14 protein-coding genes and 1 pseudogene are annotated in these 15,713 nt (G+C 49.0%); 5 read left to right on the top strand and 10 right to left on the bottom strand.

All coding sequences use genetic code 11. The annotated features are described in order from the left end of the window. Window positions 1-34: 34 nt before the first annotated feature. The 3 genes from FGL10_RS03510 to yfaE all read left to right on the top strand — a co-directional run bounded on the left by FGL10_RS03510 (window position 35) and on the right by yfaE (window position 2,728). Window positions 35-940 carry an Abi family protein gene (locus FGL10_RS03510; protein WP_171007441.1) on the top strand — a complete coding sequence of 302 codons (906 nt, stop codon included), beginning with the start codon at window positions 35-37 and terminating at the stop codon, window positions 938-940. 233 nt (window positions 941-1,173) lie between these two features. Further along, window positions 1,174-2,307, top strand: a complete 1,134-nt coding sequence (nrdB, locus tag FGL10_RS03505) for a class Ia ribonucleoside-diphosphate reductase subunit beta (protein ID WP_003708590.1) — start codon at window positions 1,174-1,176, stop codon at window positions 2,305-2,307. A gap of 130 nt (window positions 2,308-2,437) precedes the next feature. Continuing rightward, entirely contained in the window at window positions 2,438-2,728 is a 291-nt protein-coding gene (yfaE, locus tag FGL10_RS03500) for a class I ribonucleotide reductase maintenance protein YfaE (protein ID WP_003708588.1), read from the top strand. 39 nt (window positions 2,729-2,767) lie between these two features. Here the strand turns inward: yfaE and ftsB are convergent, their stop codons facing one another. The 10 genes from ftsB to yhhA form a co-directional block, all read right to left on the bottom strand. Next, complete coding sequence (gene ftsB, locus FGL10_RS03495; RefSeq protein ID WP_003708585.1) at window positions 2,768-3,046, bottom strand: cell division protein FtsB; 279 nt, start codon at window positions 3,044-3,046, stop codon at window positions 2,768-2,770. A 14-nt stretch (window positions 3,047-3,060) separates the two neighbouring features. After that, window positions 3,061-4,347, bottom strand: coding sequence for a phosphopyruvate hydratase (eno, locus tag FGL10_RS03490; protein ID WP_003708584.1), 1,287 nt, complete (start codon window positions 4,345-4,347; stop codon window positions 3,061-3,063). A 44-nt stretch (window positions 4,348-4,391) separates the two neighbouring features. Then, on the bottom strand, window positions 4,392-4,832 hold the full coding sequence (locus FGL10_RS03485; RefSeq protein ID WP_003708582.1) for a DUF4149 domain-containing protein: 441 nt from the start codon (window positions 4,830-4,832) through the stop codon (window positions 4,392-4,394). 14 nt (window positions 4,833-4,846) lie between these two features. Next, window positions 4,847-5,689 (bottom strand): 3-deoxy-8-phosphooctulonate synthase, encoded by an 843-nt coding sequence (gene kdsA, locus FGL10_RS03480; protein WP_003708580.1) that lies wholly within the window; start codon window positions 5,687-5,689, stop codon window positions 4,847-4,849. Window positions 5,690-5,710: 21 nt separating this feature from the next. Further along, window positions 5,711-6,094 (bottom strand): aspartate 1-decarboxylase, encoded by a 384-nt coding sequence (gene panD / locus FGL10_RS03475; protein ID WP_003708577.1) that lies wholly within the window; start codon window positions 6,092-6,094, stop codon window positions 5,711-5,713. A 161-nt stretch (window positions 6,095-6,255) separates the two neighbouring features. Further along, window positions 6,256-6,711 carry a DUF2004 domain-containing protein gene (locus FGL10_RS03470; protein WP_003708575.1) on the bottom strand — a complete coding sequence of 152 codons (456 nt, stop codon included), beginning with the start codon at window positions 6,709-6,711 and terminating at the stop codon, window positions 6,256-6,258. Between the two features lie 71 nt (window positions 6,712-6,782). Beyond that, window positions 6,783-10,277, bottom strand: a complete 3,495-nt coding sequence (gene mfd, locus FGL10_RS03465; RefSeq protein WP_003708573.1) for a transcription-repair coupling factor — start codon at window positions 10,275-10,277, stop codon at window positions 6,783-6,785. 460 nt (window positions 10,278-10,737) lie between these two features. After that, window positions 10,738-11,325, bottom strand: coding sequence for a cyclophane-containing peptide 2OG-Fe(II) oxygenase YhhC (yhhC, locus tag FGL10_RS03460; protein WP_003708570.1), 588 nt, complete (start codon window positions 11,323-11,325; stop codon window positions 10,738-10,740). Then, window positions 11,322-12,431: a cyclophane-forming radical SAM/SPASM peptide maturase YhhB gene (gene yhhB / locus FGL10_RS03455; RefSeq protein ID WP_003708568.1), complete on the bottom strand. Its 1,110-nt coding sequence runs from the start codon at window positions 12,429-12,431 to the stop codon at window positions 11,322-11,324. The genes yhhC and yhhB overlap by 4 nt, the downstream gene beginning before the upstream one ends. Before the next feature lie 9 nt (window positions 12,432-12,440). Beyond that, window positions 12,441-12,590 carry a YhhA family cyclophane-containing RiPP gene (gene yhhA, locus FGL10_RS12010; RefSeq protein WP_003713099.1) on the bottom strand — a complete coding sequence of 50 codons (150 nt, stop codon included), beginning with the start codon at window positions 12,588-12,590 and terminating at the stop codon, window positions 12,441-12,443. 303 nt (window positions 12,591-12,893) lie between these two features. On the opposite strand from yhhA, the pseudogene FGL10_RS03450 reads away from it, so the two are divergent. Both FGL10_RS03450 and mltB read left to right on the top strand, forming a co-directional pair. Beyond that, window positions 12,894-14,322, top strand: a pseudogene (locus tag FGL10_RS03450) (acyl-CoA dehydrogenase family protein). Window positions 14,323-14,467: 145 nt separating this feature from the next. Further along, entirely contained in the window at window positions 14,468-15,559 is a 1,092-nt protein-coding gene (mltB, locus tag FGL10_RS03445; RefSeq protein WP_036469554.1) for a lytic murein transglycosylase B, read from the top strand. Window positions 15,560-15,713 lie beyond the last annotated feature (154 nt).

The following is a 15,713-nucleotide window of genomic DNA, read 5'->3' as shown; positions in this document are numbered from 1 at the left end:
TTTGCAATTTACCTATTTGAAAGTGAAACAGGCTATGCAAAGCAAACAGATAAAAGAACCCAAGCTTTGGAAATCTTACGATGAACAGTTGGAAATTCTGAAAAGTAGAGGATTACAGATCGATGACGAAAAAAATGCATTAGGATATTTACGCAGTATTGGTTATTACCGACTAAGTGGCTATTTTTACTCTTTCCGCCAATTTGATCCCCAAAATCCTAATAGCAGGTTAGATAGGTTTATTACAGATACTCGTTTTGGAGATGTCAAAAGCCTTTATATGTTCGATAAGAAATTGCGGCAATTGGCATTAGATGCACTGGAAAGAATTGAAGTAGCTCTTCGGGTAAATATCGCCCATACATTGGGGCAGTATGATCCCTTGTCTTACAAGGATAACAAATATTTTACCTCTGGCTTTAATCATGCCGAATGGATGAATAGGCATGATAATTTAGTCGAACGTGAAAAGAAAACCGGTTTTATTACACATCATTTGGAACATTATATCGATTTACCTATTTGGGTAGCCTGTGAAGTATGGGATTTTGGTACGATGTCCATGATGTATAAAGGGATGTTAAATAAAGATAAAGACCGTATTGCCAAATTGTATCGTTTGAAAGATGGCAAACATCTACAAACGCATCTACACGCATTTAACTTTATTCGCAACGTTTCGGCACATTACAGTCGATTATGGAATAGAGACATTACGTTTAAAGCCAGCTTGAAAGGTTTGTCTGATGCAGAATGGAAATCATTTCCTATCAATAAACCGTTTGTGTATTTTTGCCTGATGAAACGGATGTTGGATATTATTTGTCCGCGAACCGAATGGGGAAGCCGTCTTCTTGCTTTACTGGATGAGTTTCCAGATGTCGCGAATGAAGCTGTAAGTTTGCGCGATATGGGTTTGGAAAATAATCCGCGAAACTAGAGATTGTGGCAGGGATAAAAGAAAGCCCCCCAACCTTGTTGCTCCAACCGCGCAGGTTGGCAAAGTTGGGGGAGTTGTTAGGGAAGATTATAACTAACAGCTATATTTAAGGCAAGAACTTAATGTACAGATACATTCAGACGACCTACTTAAAACATATAAGATCGTCTCAAATCCAAATTCCTAAATTTAAATAAACCTGAGAAAGACCCATGTCCTGCGAACACCTAGTCATGTCATACAGCACCTTTCCCAAAACCAAAAACGACGCGCTGAAAGAGCCGATGTTTTTCGGTCAGCCAGTGAATGTTGCACGTTATGACCAGCAGAAATACGAAGTATTTGAAAAACTGATTGAAAAGCAACTGTCTTTCTTCTGGCGGCCTGAAGAAATTGATGTCTCGCGCGACCGTATCGACTACGCCAACCTGCCCGAACACGAAAAACATATTTTCATCAGCAATCTGAAATATCAAACACTGCTCGATTCCATTCAAGGGCGCAGTCCGAATGTTGCCTTGCTGCCGTTGGTATCGATTCCCGAGCTGGAAACGTGGATTGAAACGTGGAGCTTTAGCGAAACCATCCATTCGCGCAGCTATACCCATATCATCCGCAATATCGTGAATGACCCGTCGGTCGTGTTTGATGATATTGTCGAAAACGAATACATTACCGCACGCGCCGAAGATATTGCCTGCTATTACGATGATTTAATCGAATACACCCAGTATTACAACCTGTTGGGCGAAGGGATGCACAATGTCGGCGGCAAGCTCGTTACCGTGTCTTTGCGCGGGTTGAAGAAAAAGCTCTATCTCTGCCTGATGTGCGTCAACGTGTTGGAAGCCATCCGTTTCTACGTTTCATTTGCCTGCTCGTTTGCTTTTGCCGAGCGCGAATTGATGGAAGGCAACGCCAAAATCATCAAACTGATTGCCCGTGACGAAGCACTGCATCTGACCAGTACGCAGCATATGCTTAATTTGATGCGTTCGGGTGTCGATGATCCGGAAATGGCAGAAATTGCCGCCGAGTTGCAGGATGAATGCTTCCAACTCTTTAAAAAAGCGGCGGAACAGGAAAAAGAGTGGGCGGCATATTTGTTTAAAGACGGTTCGATGATTGGTTTGAACAAGGAAATCTTATCCCAATACGTCGAATATATTACCAATCTGCGTATGCAGGCGGTGGGATTGCCGGCTGGATTTGAAGGTGCAAATCAAAACCCGATTCCGTGGATTAATGCGTGGCTGTCGTCCGACAACGTACAGGTCGCGCCGCAGGAAGTGGAAATCTCTTCTTACCTTATCGGACAGATTGACTCTGAAGTGAATACGGATGATTTGGGCGACTTTGAGCTGTAAATTTTTTACCGTATGTGTTTTTTATGGAGGAATGCCGTCTGAAACTTGTTTTTTCAGACGGCATTTTTTCAATAAGGAATGAAACGGGTTAGGCTTGTTATCGGTTTTGGGTTTTTATGATTGGTTAGAAATGGCACTCATTAGTACGAGAGATAGGGTTTTTGAGTTGTTGGAGGGGGAAACTTTGTTGGAAGGCCTGGAACGGACGGGGCATATGGTGGAATATCAGTGCCGAAGCGGATATTGCGGATCGTGCCGGGTAAAGATTTTGGAGGGAAGCGTTACTTATCGGGAGCCGCCGTTGGCTTTTTTGGGGCGGGACGAGATACTGCCGTGCTGCTGTTGTGTCGAGGGGGATGTCAGGCTGGATTGCGGTTTGACGGGGAAAGAGGAAAGTCTGCCTGACGGTTTCTTGAAATAAAAGCCGTCTGAAACGGATTCAGACGGCTTTTGTACGGCATTACCGGTTATGCCTGATGAGTCGGTAAAAGGTTTCGCCGTCTTGGATATAACCCAGCTCTACCCGGGCGATTTCCGAAATGGCTTCTTGACCGTTTTCCAAATCATAGACTTCGGCTGCAAGGGAATGGTTGCGTAGGGCGAGTGTCTGGTTTTTTTCTTCCTGAACGGCAATCTGATCTTTCAGGTTGTTGTTGCGCCCGATACTGCCTTTGCCGAACCAGAGGCTGTACTGGCAGCAGGCGAGGGCGACGGATAAAACGACAGTTACCCACTTCATACGTTAACCTTTTCTTATTTTCCCAGTTGGTAGAATGCGGCCTTGCCGGGGTAGTAGGCGGCTTCCGCCAATTCTTCCTCGATACGCAGCAGTTGGTTGTATTTCGCCATACGGTCGGAACGGGACAGGGAACCGGTTTTAATCTGCATGCAGTTGGTGGCGACTGCCAAGTCGGCAATGGTGCTGTCTTCGGTCTCGCCGGAACGGTGGCTCATTACGCAGGCATAGCGGTTGCGTTTGGCCAAGTCGACGGCTTTCAGGGTTTCGCTCAAAGTACCGATTTGGTTGACTTTGACCAATAGTGCGTTTGCCACGCCTTTTTCAATGCCTTCGGCAAGGATTTTCGGATTGGTAACGAAGAGGTCGTCGCCAACGAGCTGGACTTTGCCGCCCAATTTTTCGGTCAGCAGTTTCCAGCCTTCCCAGTCGTTTTCATCCATGCCGTCTTCGATGGAGATGATGGGGAACTCGTTGACCAGGCCTTCCAAGTATTCGGCAAATTCCGCACTGGTGTAAAAGCGGCCTTCGGCTTCCAAGTGGTATTTGCCGTCTTTGTAGAACTCGCTGGACGCGCAGTCCAAGGCGAACAACACGTCTTCGCCTGCTTTGTAGCCTGCGGCTTCGGTTGCTTCGACCATCAGTTGCAGGGCTTCTTTGTGGCTGTTCAGGTTGGGGGCGAAACCGCCTTCGTCGCCGACGGTAGTCGGGAAGCCTTTACCATCGCACAGTTTTTTCAGCGCGTGGAAGATTTCCGCGCCGCAGCGCAATGCTTCGCGGAAAGATTTTGCGCCGACGGGCATAATCATAAATTCTTGGATGTTCAGGCTGTTGTTGGCGTGTTCGCCGCCGTTGATGACGTTCATCATCGGTACAGGCAGGGACATCGGGCCTGCGCCGCCCAAGTAGCGGTAAAGCGGCAGACCCGAATCTTCGGCAGCGGCGCGTGCAACCGCCATGGAAACCGCCAAAGTGGCGTTCGCACCCAAATTGCCTTTGTTTTCAGTACCGTCCAATTCAATCATAATTTGGTCGATATAAGATTGTTCGTTGGCATCGATACCGATGAGGGCTTGGGCGATTTGGTTGTTGACGTGTTCGACCGCCTTCAATACGCCTTTGCCGGAATAGCGGGATTTGTCACCGTCGCGCAGTTCCAAAGCTTCTTTCTGACCGGTTGATGCGCCGCTTGGTACGGCTGCGCGTCCCATGACTCCGGATTCCAGCAATACATCGCATTCTACGGTGGGGTTGCCGCGTGAGTCCAAAATCTCGCGGGCAAAAATATCAACGATTGCGCTCATAAATATTCTCCAAATTAAAGTGACGTGAGGTAAAGCGGTAGGCTTCAGACGGCATTTTTGCCGTAGAGCCGCCAACTTAAGTAAATCGAAAGTAGGGCGGCCGCCATAAAAACAATACTGGAAATGCCGTGCCACATTCCGAAAGATCCGCCCAAAGCCGACAACAGCCAATTCTCATGCCCGTATTTCAGCGCCTCGATAACGGGTGTAACCAAGAATCGGTTGGCGGCAAGGGCGGACAATAAAAAAATCAGCAGGGCGGTTTGCAGCCGGGTCAGGACGGAAAAGGCGGCAATCAGCACCGCGCCCCAAACGGCAAGCCCGCTCCAAGAAAGGATGTCGAACAATACGCCGGCAATTTTGCCCGCCTGCATTTTGGGCAGCATTTTGAACAGCACCGGTGCGGCGATATAACCCGTCATAATCTGCATACCGAGCCACAAGGTTGCGGCATACAGGCTGATTTTTCGGAAAGTCTGCATCATAAGGCGAAACCGTGTTACTCGATTGTTAAAATCGGTTGTGATTTGATTAAATCGTCCAATGCTTTGATGCGGATTAAAAAATCTTCTAAAAGGTGCAGCGGCAGCGCGCTGGGGCCGTCGCATTTTGCCAGTTTCGGATCATGGTGCGATTCGAGGAACAGGCCGGCAAGGCGGGTTGCCATGCCTGCAAGTGCCAAATCCAAAGCCTGTGCGCGACGACCGCCGGATGCGGCAGAACCGGCATCGCGGGTTTGCAGGGAATGGGTAACGTCGAAAATAACCGGCAGGTTACCGCAAGTCTGTTTCATCACGCCGAAACCGAGCATATCGACAATGAGGTTGTCGTAGCCGAAGCTGCTGCCGCGTTCGCATAAAATCAGTTTCCCGTTGCCGGCTTCGCGGAATTTTTCCACGATATTTTTCATTTGCGAAGGGCTGAGGAACTGGGGTTTTTTGATATTGATAACATTGCCCGTTTCCGCCATTGCGGCCACCAAATCGGTCTGCCGCGCAAGAAAGGCGGGAAGCTGGATGACATCGCACACTTCGGCAACGGGTCGGCACTGATAGGGTTCGTGTACGTCGGTAATGACGGGGATGCCGAATTCCGCTTTGACTTTTTCGAAAATCTTTAAGCCTTCTTCCAAGCCTACGCCGCGATAAGAATGGATGGAGGAACGGTTTGCCTTGTCGAAAGAGGCTTTAAAGATATAGGGGATGCCCAGTTTGCGGGTTACTTCGACGTAATGCGCGCAGGTTTGGAGGGTGGAATCCAAATCTTCTAAAACGTTGATGCCGCCGAATAGGACGAAGGGCGAGTTGTTGCCGATGGTGATGTCGTTGATTTTAATATCCATAATCAATGTCCGTTTTCAGGGTTACAGCACGGTGTGCGGCGGCTCATAGGAGATGATGTCGCGGATTTTGTTGTTTCCGTCCAATAAGACGACTTTGGGCTCGTGTGCGGCGATTTCAGGCTCGGAGAGTTGGATATAAGACATGATGATGACGATATCGCCTTTCTGTACCAGCCTGGCCGCCGCCCCGTTCAGGCAGACCACGCCGCTGCCGCGTTTGCCTGAAATGGTATAGGTTTCAAAACGTTCGCCGTTGTTGTTGTTGACGATGGCGACTTTTTCGTTGGGATAGATGCCTGCCGCGTCCAATAGGTCTTGATCGACGGTAATGCTGCCGACGTAGTTCAAATCGGCTTCGGTTACGGTGGCGCGGTGGATTTTTCCGCCAAGCATAGTACGGAACATGTATTTCCTTTTGGTTTGTGTGCGGTCTGACGGGCGCGATGCCGTCTGAAAATCTGAATACCGTATTATAGTGGAGTTTCTTTCAAATTCATAATGGCAAGGCTTCGGGCAGGGAAGCTGTTTTCAGACGGCATTTCATTTTTGCCGATTGGCAATCCGGCTCAACTCTCCCAATCGATTGAGAAAATGCTGCCGTCCAAATGCAGTTTGACGGCAAGGATTTCGTCGCTTTCCATATTGGCGGGCATATAATCCATAACGGCAAAAGCCGGACTTTCTGCCCATAAGCTGATATAGGTCAACTGCATGGTGCGGACAAACTTTGCCGCATCGCGGCTTGTTTGGGTATCTTCGGTGTGAAAGTCGATATAGCGGCTGTCCCGTTTCAAATATTCCGTCAGTGCGGCGCGTGCGGCATCATCGGCTTTTTCCAATTCGGACAGGAAGGCGGCAAATGCATCCAATGTTTTGGTTGGCAGGCTGTTTTCATTTTCTGCCCACAGGGATACCTCGACAAGATTGCCTTTGACGGTCAGCTCGTCTTCCCAGAGGACATCTTCTTCTCCGTCAAAACCCTCGGTGGACAGTTGTTGGAAATAGGGGTGAAAAATCGACATGATTGTTCCTTTGGTGAGGATTGAGAGATTGTGTGCCGTCTGAACGGTGTTCTTCAGACGGCATCGTTACATCAATTTCCTTTGGGCAGGCGTTTGCTTTGCAGGGTTTTTAGCACGGTTTTGACGGTGTTGATCCGTACTTCGATGTTTTCCATTTCCGCTGCAAACCTCAATTTGTCTGCCCCTGCCGGCCGGTATTTTTTATCCGTCTGAATCAGCAGGATAATCTCCGTCGGGTCGATACAGTGGTGTTTGCCGAAGGTAACGGTTACGGCTTCGCCGGCCGCATCAATGGCATCGATACCCAATTCTTTTGCCATAAGCCGTAAGTGGTGGCTTTCGATGAGGGTTTTGACGGGTTGCTCGGGCAGGCCGAAGCGGTCGACGAGTTCTTCGTGTATGGCGTTGATTTGCTGCACGGTTTCGCAGACGGCGAGGCGTTTGTAGAGGACGAGCCGTTCGTGGATGTCGGGGCAGTAGCTTTCGGGCAGTAATGCCGGGCTGTGCAGTTTGATTTCGGTGGTAATGCCCAACGGTGCGTCGAGGTCGGGCTGGCGGCCTTTTTTGAGGTCGCGCACGGCCTGTTTGAGCATTTCGGTGTAGAGCGTGAAGCCGACCTGCATCATTTCGCCGGACTGACCTTCGCCAAGGATTTCGCCTGCGCCGCGGATTTCCAAATCCTGCATGGCGAGGGTGAAGCCTGCGCCGAGTTCGTCTGCCGCCGCAATGGCATCGAGGCGTTTTTCTGCGTCTTTGGTGATGTATTCGGGCGTGAGCAGGTAGGCGTAGGCTTGGTGATGGCTGCGGCCGACACGCCCGCGAAGCTGGTGCAGTTGCGCCAGTCCGAATTTGTCGGCACGGTTGATGATGATGGTGTTGGCGTTGGGGATGTCGATACCGGTTTCGATGATGGTGGAACAGAGCAACACGTTAAATCTTTGTTGCAAAAAGTCGCGCATCACTTGCTCCAGCTCGCGCTCGCGCAGTTGTCCGTGCGCTACGCCGATGCGGGCTTCGGGCAGCAGGGTTTCCAGCCGCTCGCGCATATTTTCAATCGTATCTACTTCATTGTGCAGGAAAAATACCTGTCCGCCGCGTTTGAGTTCGCGCAATACGGCTTCGCGCACGCTGCCTTCGCTGAAGGGTTTGACAAAAGTTTTGACGGCGAGGCGGCGGCTGGGCGCGGTGGTAATCAGCGAAAAGTCGCGCAGGCCTTCCAACGCCATACTTAAAGTACGCGGAATCGGCGTGGCGGTCATGGTAAGGATATCGACATTGGCGCGCAGGCGTTTGAGCTGCTCTTTTTGGCGAACGCCAAAGCGGTGTTCTTCATCGATAATCACTAAACCTAAGTTTTTGAATCTGATGTCGTCCTGCACCAATTTGTGCGTGCCGATAACGATATCGACCGTGCCGTCCGCCATACCTTCCAGTGCGGCTTTGGTGGCTTTGTTGTTGTTGAAACGCGAAAGGCCGGCGACTTTCACGGGAAAATCGGCGAAGCGGTCGGCGAAATTTTGCGCGTGCTGCTCGACCAGAAGCGTGGTCGGGGCGAGTACGGCGACCTGTTTGCCACCCATTACCGCCACAAACGCGGCGCGCAGGGCGACTTCGGTTTTGCCGAAACCGACATCGCCGCACACAAGGCGGTCCATCGGCTTCGCCTGCGTCAAATCTTTAATCACGGCGGCGATGGCGGCGGCCTGGTCTTCGGTTTCCTCGTAGCCGAAACCGTCGGCAAACGCCTGATAGTCCAACTCGTTGATTTCAAACTTGTGTCCCGATTGGGCAGCGCGTCGGGCGTAGAGGTTGAGCAACTCGGCGGCGGTATCGCGCGCTTTTTCGGCGGCTTTGCGCTTCGCCTTGTTCCACGCGCCGCTGCCGAGCTTGTGCAGGGCGACGTTCTCATGCGCCTGACCGGAGTAGCGGCTGATTAAATGCAGTTGCGAAACGGGCACATAAAGCTGCGCTTCGCCTGCGTATTCGAGCAACATCATTTCGTTGGTTTCGCCGCCCAAGTCCATTGTGACCAAGCCCATATACCGCCCGATGCCGTGTTCTTCGTGAACAACGGGATCGCCGATGTTGATTTCGGCAAGGTCGCGCAACAGGCCGTCTGAAATGGCGGCGTGTTTCTTGCGGCGGTTGTGGGCGCGCGAACGGGCGACGTATTGGTAGAGGTCGGATTCGGTGATGACGGCGATGGTGCTTTGAGCGGCAACCGCTTTGCTTTCTCCCCAATTTTCTCTCTCGGAGGCTGGAGCAGCTTGCTGTTGGTTCGGCGATTGCAGTCCGCCCAGTTTGAACCCGTATGCCAACGGCGCAACAGTAATCATCAGCGGCTCGTGTGCCGATAAAAAGCCCTGCCAGTCGGACACGGGTTTGGCTTTCAAGCCGTTTTGCTGCAAGAAGCCGAGCATGGTTTCGCGCCGTCCCAAACTTTCGGCGCACAGCAAAATCCGTCCTTCAAACGCCGTCTGAAAGTCCTTCAATGCCTGCAAAGGCTCGTCGGATTGGCGGTTGACGGCAAGGTCGGGCAGGGTGTGTTCCTTGCCGGAAACATCGGGCAGAACTTGTCCGTAGTTTTTCAGACGGCCTGCGAATACGTCGGCAGAGAGATACAAATGCTGTGGAAGCAAAGGCGGATAGGTTTCGTCGCCCTGCGCCATGGCGTAACGCGATTTGACATCGCTCCAAAAGCGGTTTGCCTCGGCGTGAACATCGTCCAAAGAGACAAACAGCGCATCTTCGCCGATATAGTCAAATAGCGTTTCCAGCTCGTTTTCAAAAAACAGCGGCAGATAATATTCCACGCCTGCGCCGAAATGACCGTTGCTGACGGCTTTATACACAGCGGCATCGTTCGGATTGCCGTCGACTTCTTCTCGGAAGCGGCTGCGGAAAATCTTTTGCGCCTCGCTGTCGGTGGGGAACTCGTGTGCCGGCAGCAGGCGGATTTCGGAAACGGGGGAAATGGTGCGCTGCGTTTCAGTGTCAAAGGTTTTGATGCTGTCGATTTCATCGTCGAACAAATCGATGCGGTACGGCATTTCACTGCCCATCGGGAACAAATCGACAATACCGCCGCGCACAGCGAACTCGCCTGCCGCAACAACGTGGGAAACATGGTTATAACCTGCATCCACTAAATCGCTTTTCAGACGGCCTATATCCAAAGTCTGCCCTGTTTTCAGCCAAAACGTGCGCCCTGTCAGAAACGGTACGGGCGGCAGCTTCTGCATCGCCGTGGCAACCGGCACGAACAACACATCCGCCGCGCCGCTCTTAATCTGCCACAACGCCGACAGCCGCTCCGACACCAAATCCTGATGCGGAGAAAAACGCTCGTAAGGCAGCGTTTCCCAGTCCGGCAGGAACACCGCCGTATCGTGCGGACGGAAAAACCGCCACGCCGTCTGAAGGCGCAACGCCTGTTCCGCATCTTGGGTCAGCACGACTTTGAGCCGCTTGTGCGGCAGATAACGCGCCAAAGCCAAGGGCAGCGAGCCTTGCGAAAGGTTGAACCAACGGGATTTTTCACGGGGTTTGGGGATGGGGTAGGTCATGGCGTAGGGATAATGGTTTGCGGCAGCTGGAAAAAATTTCGAGCCGCTTCGGGGTTAGTCAGGTTGTATAGATGGAATTTTAACAGATTAAGAATAGGATACTTGCTTGGTTTTTTAAACGGCTTTTGTATGACGGAGAAAACTTGATTTTATGGGAAAAAAGGATGTGTAAAACGCTACCTTTGCTACCGGATAGTAAGTTTCAGCTTTTCAAATGGCAAGGCAAAGTGAGGTTACGAAATGAAAATATAAGACATATCGGCATTATTTAGTATCAAGGAGAAGATAATCTTTATCTCATTGCATCCCGCTGGAAGGAGCGCATTGCTTTTCTTTTTGATTAAAACCTTGCTATTCAGGGCGATAGAATCTAATCGGATACAGAAGTAACCGCCCCCTGTTCATGACGACACATAGAGCGATGCTTTATATGTCGTCATGTTTGTTGAAACATGTCTTATCAAATAATTCTGTAGAAATTAAAAATCAGGGTGTAGCGGCAACCGGAATAAATTTTGCTAACGGCGTGATGAGATTCTTTTGATATTTCAAATGCAAACATACTTCGATGCTCCGGTAAAATTATATTGGCTATATCCTGTGGATTTTTGCTGTTAAAAATCATTAAATATCCTCCATTATCAGCAGACCAGCCGTGATTTAGTTGAATAAGCAGGCGATGCGATTCGGCTTCGAAATCAGCCTCTTCAATGTAATCATTGTGAATTTTGATGATTTGATTGTCTAATAAGCGATGGGCAACTATCTCGACAGTATCCTTTAGTCGGCATGAAAATAAATTCTCCATTAAATTCTTTAATCTTTGTTTTGTTTCATCACTAATCAAAAATTGTAGATTTTTTGGTACATTCTGTATATCAAGTAAAAATTCGTACTGGCTGTAGAAATCTGTAACAGTTAAATGCCAAGGGGCAATTTCCAACCATTCTAAAATATCTTTTGCTTGTTGCCCGTCTAAAAAATTTTTAGAAAAAGCATGAGGAAAAGGTATTTTATTGCATTGAATATTATTTGTATTTATCTTCATAGGTATTTTTCTAATGTGTTTGATATGGTTTCAATGATATGTATATGATCTTGGCAGAATACGGATGGATTATCAAATCCGTTTTTATCACTCCAACGATATAGGGGCATCCCACCGCCACAGATTGATAAATATCGACAATTTTTACATTCTTTTGATATCGGATTTTGAAGTTTCAGGTAATCTTTAAATTCATTAGATTGGATTAGTTCAATTAAATTATTCTTGGATACATTCCACGAAAACTCGAATCTGTCTGCCCGATTTTTTGTACTCTTTAGGGTATCGTTCTTGGTAATATCTCCATTTGTATCAATAATCAAAATGCCTGAAGTTTCAGTTCCCGTCCCTTCTTTCGAACTAAATCCTCCAATCAGCAGTTTGACGTAGTTATCAAAAAATGCTATAGGGATAGGGTTGGGGTCATAAAAATATAAATTCCATAAAGATTCCAGCCATTTTCCATATTCTAATGATTCAAAACTTGATTTTCCAAAAGGGTATCGGTCATGATTGCCGTCTCTCATTAAGAAATTAACACTTGGAATATTTAATTTTTTAAAAAAATTATAAATCTCTTTAGGGTTACTTAAAGGGTTAATAACAGCCAAGCAACCAGTAAAAACTTGATTTGAAAATGGATGGTTTTTTATCAGACGAAGACTATCCATAATGCGGTAAAATGAACCACGTCCTAAATGATCCAGCCTCATTTCATCATTGATGTTTTGCGGACCGTCCAAGCTGATAGAAATAGTTACGTTATATGTATAACAAAGTGTAATCAATTCTTCTGTAAGAAGAAGCCCGTTAGTTTGAATTGAAACAGTAGTGTATTCAGGTAATCGATGCCGCAATTTTTTCAATAAATATTCAAGCCGATGTTTTGGCAATAAAAAGGGTTCGCCTCCATGAAGAACAATTGCAAAACTTTTTCCTTGAAAAGAGTATAAGTCAAACAAAGATTTCTCAATATCGTCAATGCTCTTTTCACTAAGCAGTTTTGGATTATCTTTCCAACCGTCATCGCCTAAATGGTACACATAACAGTAGGTGCAATTCAGATTGCACCTACTGGCGACTTTCAATAAAACAGTATCAATCATAATCTGATATTACTGACCACGATTATGACGGTTGTGCGTGCGGTCATATTTGAACATCATCGCTGTTTTCTGCTCATTCTCAACTTCTTTAATCAATCGAGAAAGTAATGGGTGGTTAATAGGCATTTTTTGGTCAACTGAGTGATTTTTATTCAGCATTTAAGACTCCATAGTATTGGTTAGAAAGATTCAATAAAGCATTAAGAGTCCCATTATATATATATATATATATATATATATAATGTAAATAATTAATTTTTATTAAAAATCAATATGTTATCTTTTAATATTTCATAATTAAATTTGGAAATGGCTGTAGCTGCTACGTTGTGAGTTATTAAAGCTGTCCGATAATCATTGTTGCTTAGGTAAGTTTATGGTATAAAACTTAGAAAATTAACTCTAAACCGTGGCAGGCGGTTTGACCGGCCGCCGATTAATGGGAACCGACAGAGAAAGCCGATGATACACACCGAACCGAGCGCGCAGCCGTCAACCATGGACACGGCTGCTTTTTTAAAGCACATCGAATCCGCATTCCGCCGCATTTTTTCAGACGGCATCGACCTGATGCGATACCTGCCCGAAGACAAATGGCTGGCCTTGAAGCAGGCTGGTTTGCTGTTGCCCTTCCTCGACAAAAAACACGGCGGCCGCAAGGGCAGCCAGTTTGAAATTCAGGAAGTATTGCGGATTGCGGGGCATTACGGCGTGCCCGTTACCCTGCGTACCGGCATCGAAGGCGCGCTGGTGTTGCAGCCCCTGCAAGAATTCGGCGGCGAAGCGCAAGTCGCGCAAGGTTTGGATATGGTTTTCAAAGGCGAGGGCGGCGGTTTGGGCGTTACCGAACCCGAAACCTCCGGCGCGGCGATTGCACGCGAAATGCAGTCCTACTACGAATATACCGACGAACAAACCATTTACGTCAACGCCGCGAAATACTGGCAGGGCAACTCGCAAAGCGACTTCCTCCTCGTTGCCGCCAAAGAGCGCAAAAAACGGCAAACTCGCCAAAGTCATCGACCTGCTGCTCGTCCCCAAAACATACATCCGCTGCGAAACCCTCGCATCCGAAGGCTTGCGCGCCGTCCGTTACGCCGTCAATCGTATTGATGATCAAATGCCTGCAACCGCCGTGATGAAACTCTCTCAGGGCGACGCGGCCGGTTTGCGCGCGTTCCAAAACATCTTTATCCGCAGCCGCCTGCAACTGGTCGGTATGACGCACGGCATCATGGAATACATCCTTGAAAACCTGAACCGATACGTCCGCAACGACATCAGATTCGTCGATTACGAACGCCGCGAAATCCAACGCCGCCATCAGGTTTCCGAAATCCTTTACCGCTACGTCTACCATTCCGTTTCGCCCGTCTCGCCTGTCGCCCATCAATTGATGGAGGCAAACATCGTCAAAACCCTCGCCACGGAATACACTTACGCCGCCGCGCAAATGTTGCAAAAACTCTTGGGCGCGAAAGGTTTTGAACGCGGACACACCGCCGGCAATATCGCCATCGACATCCGCCCCTTCACGATTTTTGAAGGCCCGAACGATATGCTTTATGCTGAAATTTACGACCAGTTCGTCCGCGCCACCGCCGAAGAAAAAGAAGCAGGCATTAAGTTGGACAAAAACCAAACCCTGCTCGACCGCCTGCAAACCGATGCCCGTTTTGCCGCCGTTGCCCGCGACTACACTTTGCCCGAAGACATCTGCAGCTTCCTGCAGGAACACACCCTGACCGACGCCTGCGCCCTGCAAAAAGTCTTCATCGGCAAAATCATCGCCCGACTCTTTGTCTTCGTACAGGCAGAACACGAAGACACCGCAGCCTTCCTGCTGAACGACATCCGCAAAGACATATTGGACTGCCGATATTGCGGATAGCGGACAAATGCGGCGGCAGGCGGACAATGCCGTCTGAAGGGGGAAAAGTGCTTTCAGACGGCATTTCAGGCGGATGCCGGATTTCACGCCGCGTCTTTTTGTTTTGCCGGCTTTCCCACTTACCCTATTTGTTCGGAACATATTTATGAAAAAGAGAAAAATACTGCTCCCGGTAATTTGTTTGGCGGCTTTGTCTGCCTGTACGGCGATGGAGACCCGCCCGCCCCGGGCAGATGAAGCCCAAGCCCCCCGCGCGGATGAAATGAAAAAAGAAAGCCGCCCCGCGTTTGACGCGGCAGCCGTACCGGTATCAGACAGCGGGTTTGCCGCCAATGCAAATGTCCGCCGTTTTGTGGACGATGAAGTCGGGAAAGGAGATTTTTCCCGGGCGGAATGGCAGGATTTTTTTGACAAAGCGGCTTACAAGGCGGACATCGTCAAGATTATGCACCGCCCCTCCACATCGCGTCCGTGGTATGTGTTCCGCACGGGAAATTCGGGCAGGGCGAAATTTCACGGCGCGCACCGGTTTTATGCGGAAAACCGCGCAGTTGTCGATGATGTGGCGCAAAAATACGGCGTGCCTGCCGAGCTTATCGTGGCGGTTATCGGGATTGAAACGAATTACGGCAAAAATACGGGCAGTTTCCGTGTGGCGGACGCATTGGCGACTTTAGGCTTTGATTACCCCCGCCGCGCCGGGTTCTTCCAAAAAGAATTGGTCGAGCTTTTAAAGCTGGCAAAAGAAGAGGGCGGCGATGTTTTCGCCTTTAAAGGCAGCTATGCGGGCGCAATGGGTATGCCGCAATTTATGCCTTCGAGCTACCGGAAATGGGCGGTGGATTATGACGGGGACGGACATCGGGACATATGGGGCAACGTCGGCGATGTCGCGGCATCGGTTGCCAATTATATGAAGCAGCACGGTTGGCGCACGGGCGGGAAAATACTGGTGTCTGCAACATTGGCGCCGGGTGCGGATGTTCAGGCAATCATTGGCGAAAAAACCGCCCTGACGCGGACGGTGGCGGATTTGAAGGCGTACGGCATCATCCCCGGCGAAGAGCTTGCAGATGATGAAAAGGCGGTTTTGTTCAAACTGGAAACCGCACCCGGCGTGTTTGAATATTATTTGGGCTTGAACAATTTTTATACGGTATGGCAGTACAACCACAGCCGGATGTATGTAACGGCGGTCAGGGACATTGCCAATTCGCTTGGCGGCCCGGGATTGTAATGTTTTTTATAGTGGATTAAATTTAAACCAGTACGGCGTTGCCTCGCCTTGCCGTACTATTTGTACTGTCTGCGGCTTCGTCGCCTTGTCCTGATTTTTGTTAATCCACTATACAATGCCGTCTGAACCAAGTTTCGGTTCAGACGGCATTTTT

The sequence above is a fragment of the Neisseria lactamica genome, from assembly GCF_901482445.1.
In the GTDB taxonomy this organism is placed as follows: Bacteria; Pseudomonadota; Gammaproteobacteria; order Burkholderiales; family Neisseriaceae; genus Neisseria; species Neisseria lactamica.
This window is presented reverse-complemented; position numbering and strand designations above follow the sequence as displayed.

Excerpts from the sequence above, each read along its gene's own strand:
- nrdB (WP_003708590.1), top strand. The coding sequence starts at position 1,174 with ATGTCATACAGCACCTTTCCCAAAACCAAAAACGACGCGCTGAAAGAG.
- mfd (WP_003708573.1), bottom strand. The coding sequence starts at position 10,277 with ATGACCTACCCCATCCCCAAACCCCGTGAAAAATCCCGTTGGTTCAAC.
- yhhB (WP_003708568.1), bottom strand. The coding sequence starts at position 12,431 with ATGATTGATACTGTTTTATTGAAAGTCGCCAGTAGGTGCAATCTGAAT.
- panD (WP_003708577.1), bottom strand. The coding sequence starts at position 6,094 with ATGTTCCGTACTATGCTTGGCGGAAAAATCCACCGCGCCACCGTAACC.
- yfaE (WP_003708588.1), top strand. The coding sequence starts at position 2,438 with ATGGCACTCATTAGTACGAGAGATAGGGTTTTTGAGTTGTTGGAGGGG.
- FGL10_RS03470 (WP_003708575.1), bottom strand. The coding sequence starts at position 6,711 with ATGTCGATTTTTCACCCCTATTTCCAACAACTGTCCACCGAGGGTTTT.
- mltB (WP_036469554.1), top strand. The coding sequence starts at position 14,468 with ATGAAAAAGAGAAAAATACTGCTCCCGGTAATTTGTTTGGCGGCTTTG.
- FGL10_RS03510 (WP_171007441.1), top strand. The coding sequence starts at position 35 with ATGCAAAGCAAACAGATAAAAGAACCCAAGCTTTGGAAATCTTACGAT.
- kdsA (WP_003708580.1), bottom strand. The coding sequence starts at position 5,689 with ATGGATATTAAAATCAACGACATCACCATCGGCAACAACTCGCCCTTC.
- yhhA (WP_003713099.1), bottom strand. The coding sequence starts at position 12,590 with ATGCTGAATAAAAATCACTCAGTTGACCAAAAAATGCCTATTAACCAC.
- ftsB (WP_003708585.1), bottom strand. The coding sequence starts at position 3,046 with ATGAAGTGGGTAACTGTCGTTTTATCCGTCGCCCTCGCCTGCTGCCAG.
- yhhC (WP_003708570.1), bottom strand. The coding sequence starts at position 11,325 with ATGAAGATAAATACAAATAATATTCAATGCAATAAAATACCTTTTCCT.
- eno (WP_003708584.1), bottom strand. The coding sequence starts at position 4,347 with ATGAGCGCAATCGTTGATATTTTTGCCCGCGAGATTTTGGACTCACGC.
- FGL10_RS03485 (WP_003708582.1), bottom strand. The coding sequence starts at position 4,832 with ATGATGCAGACTTTCCGAAAAATCAGCCTGTATGCCGCAACCTTGTGG.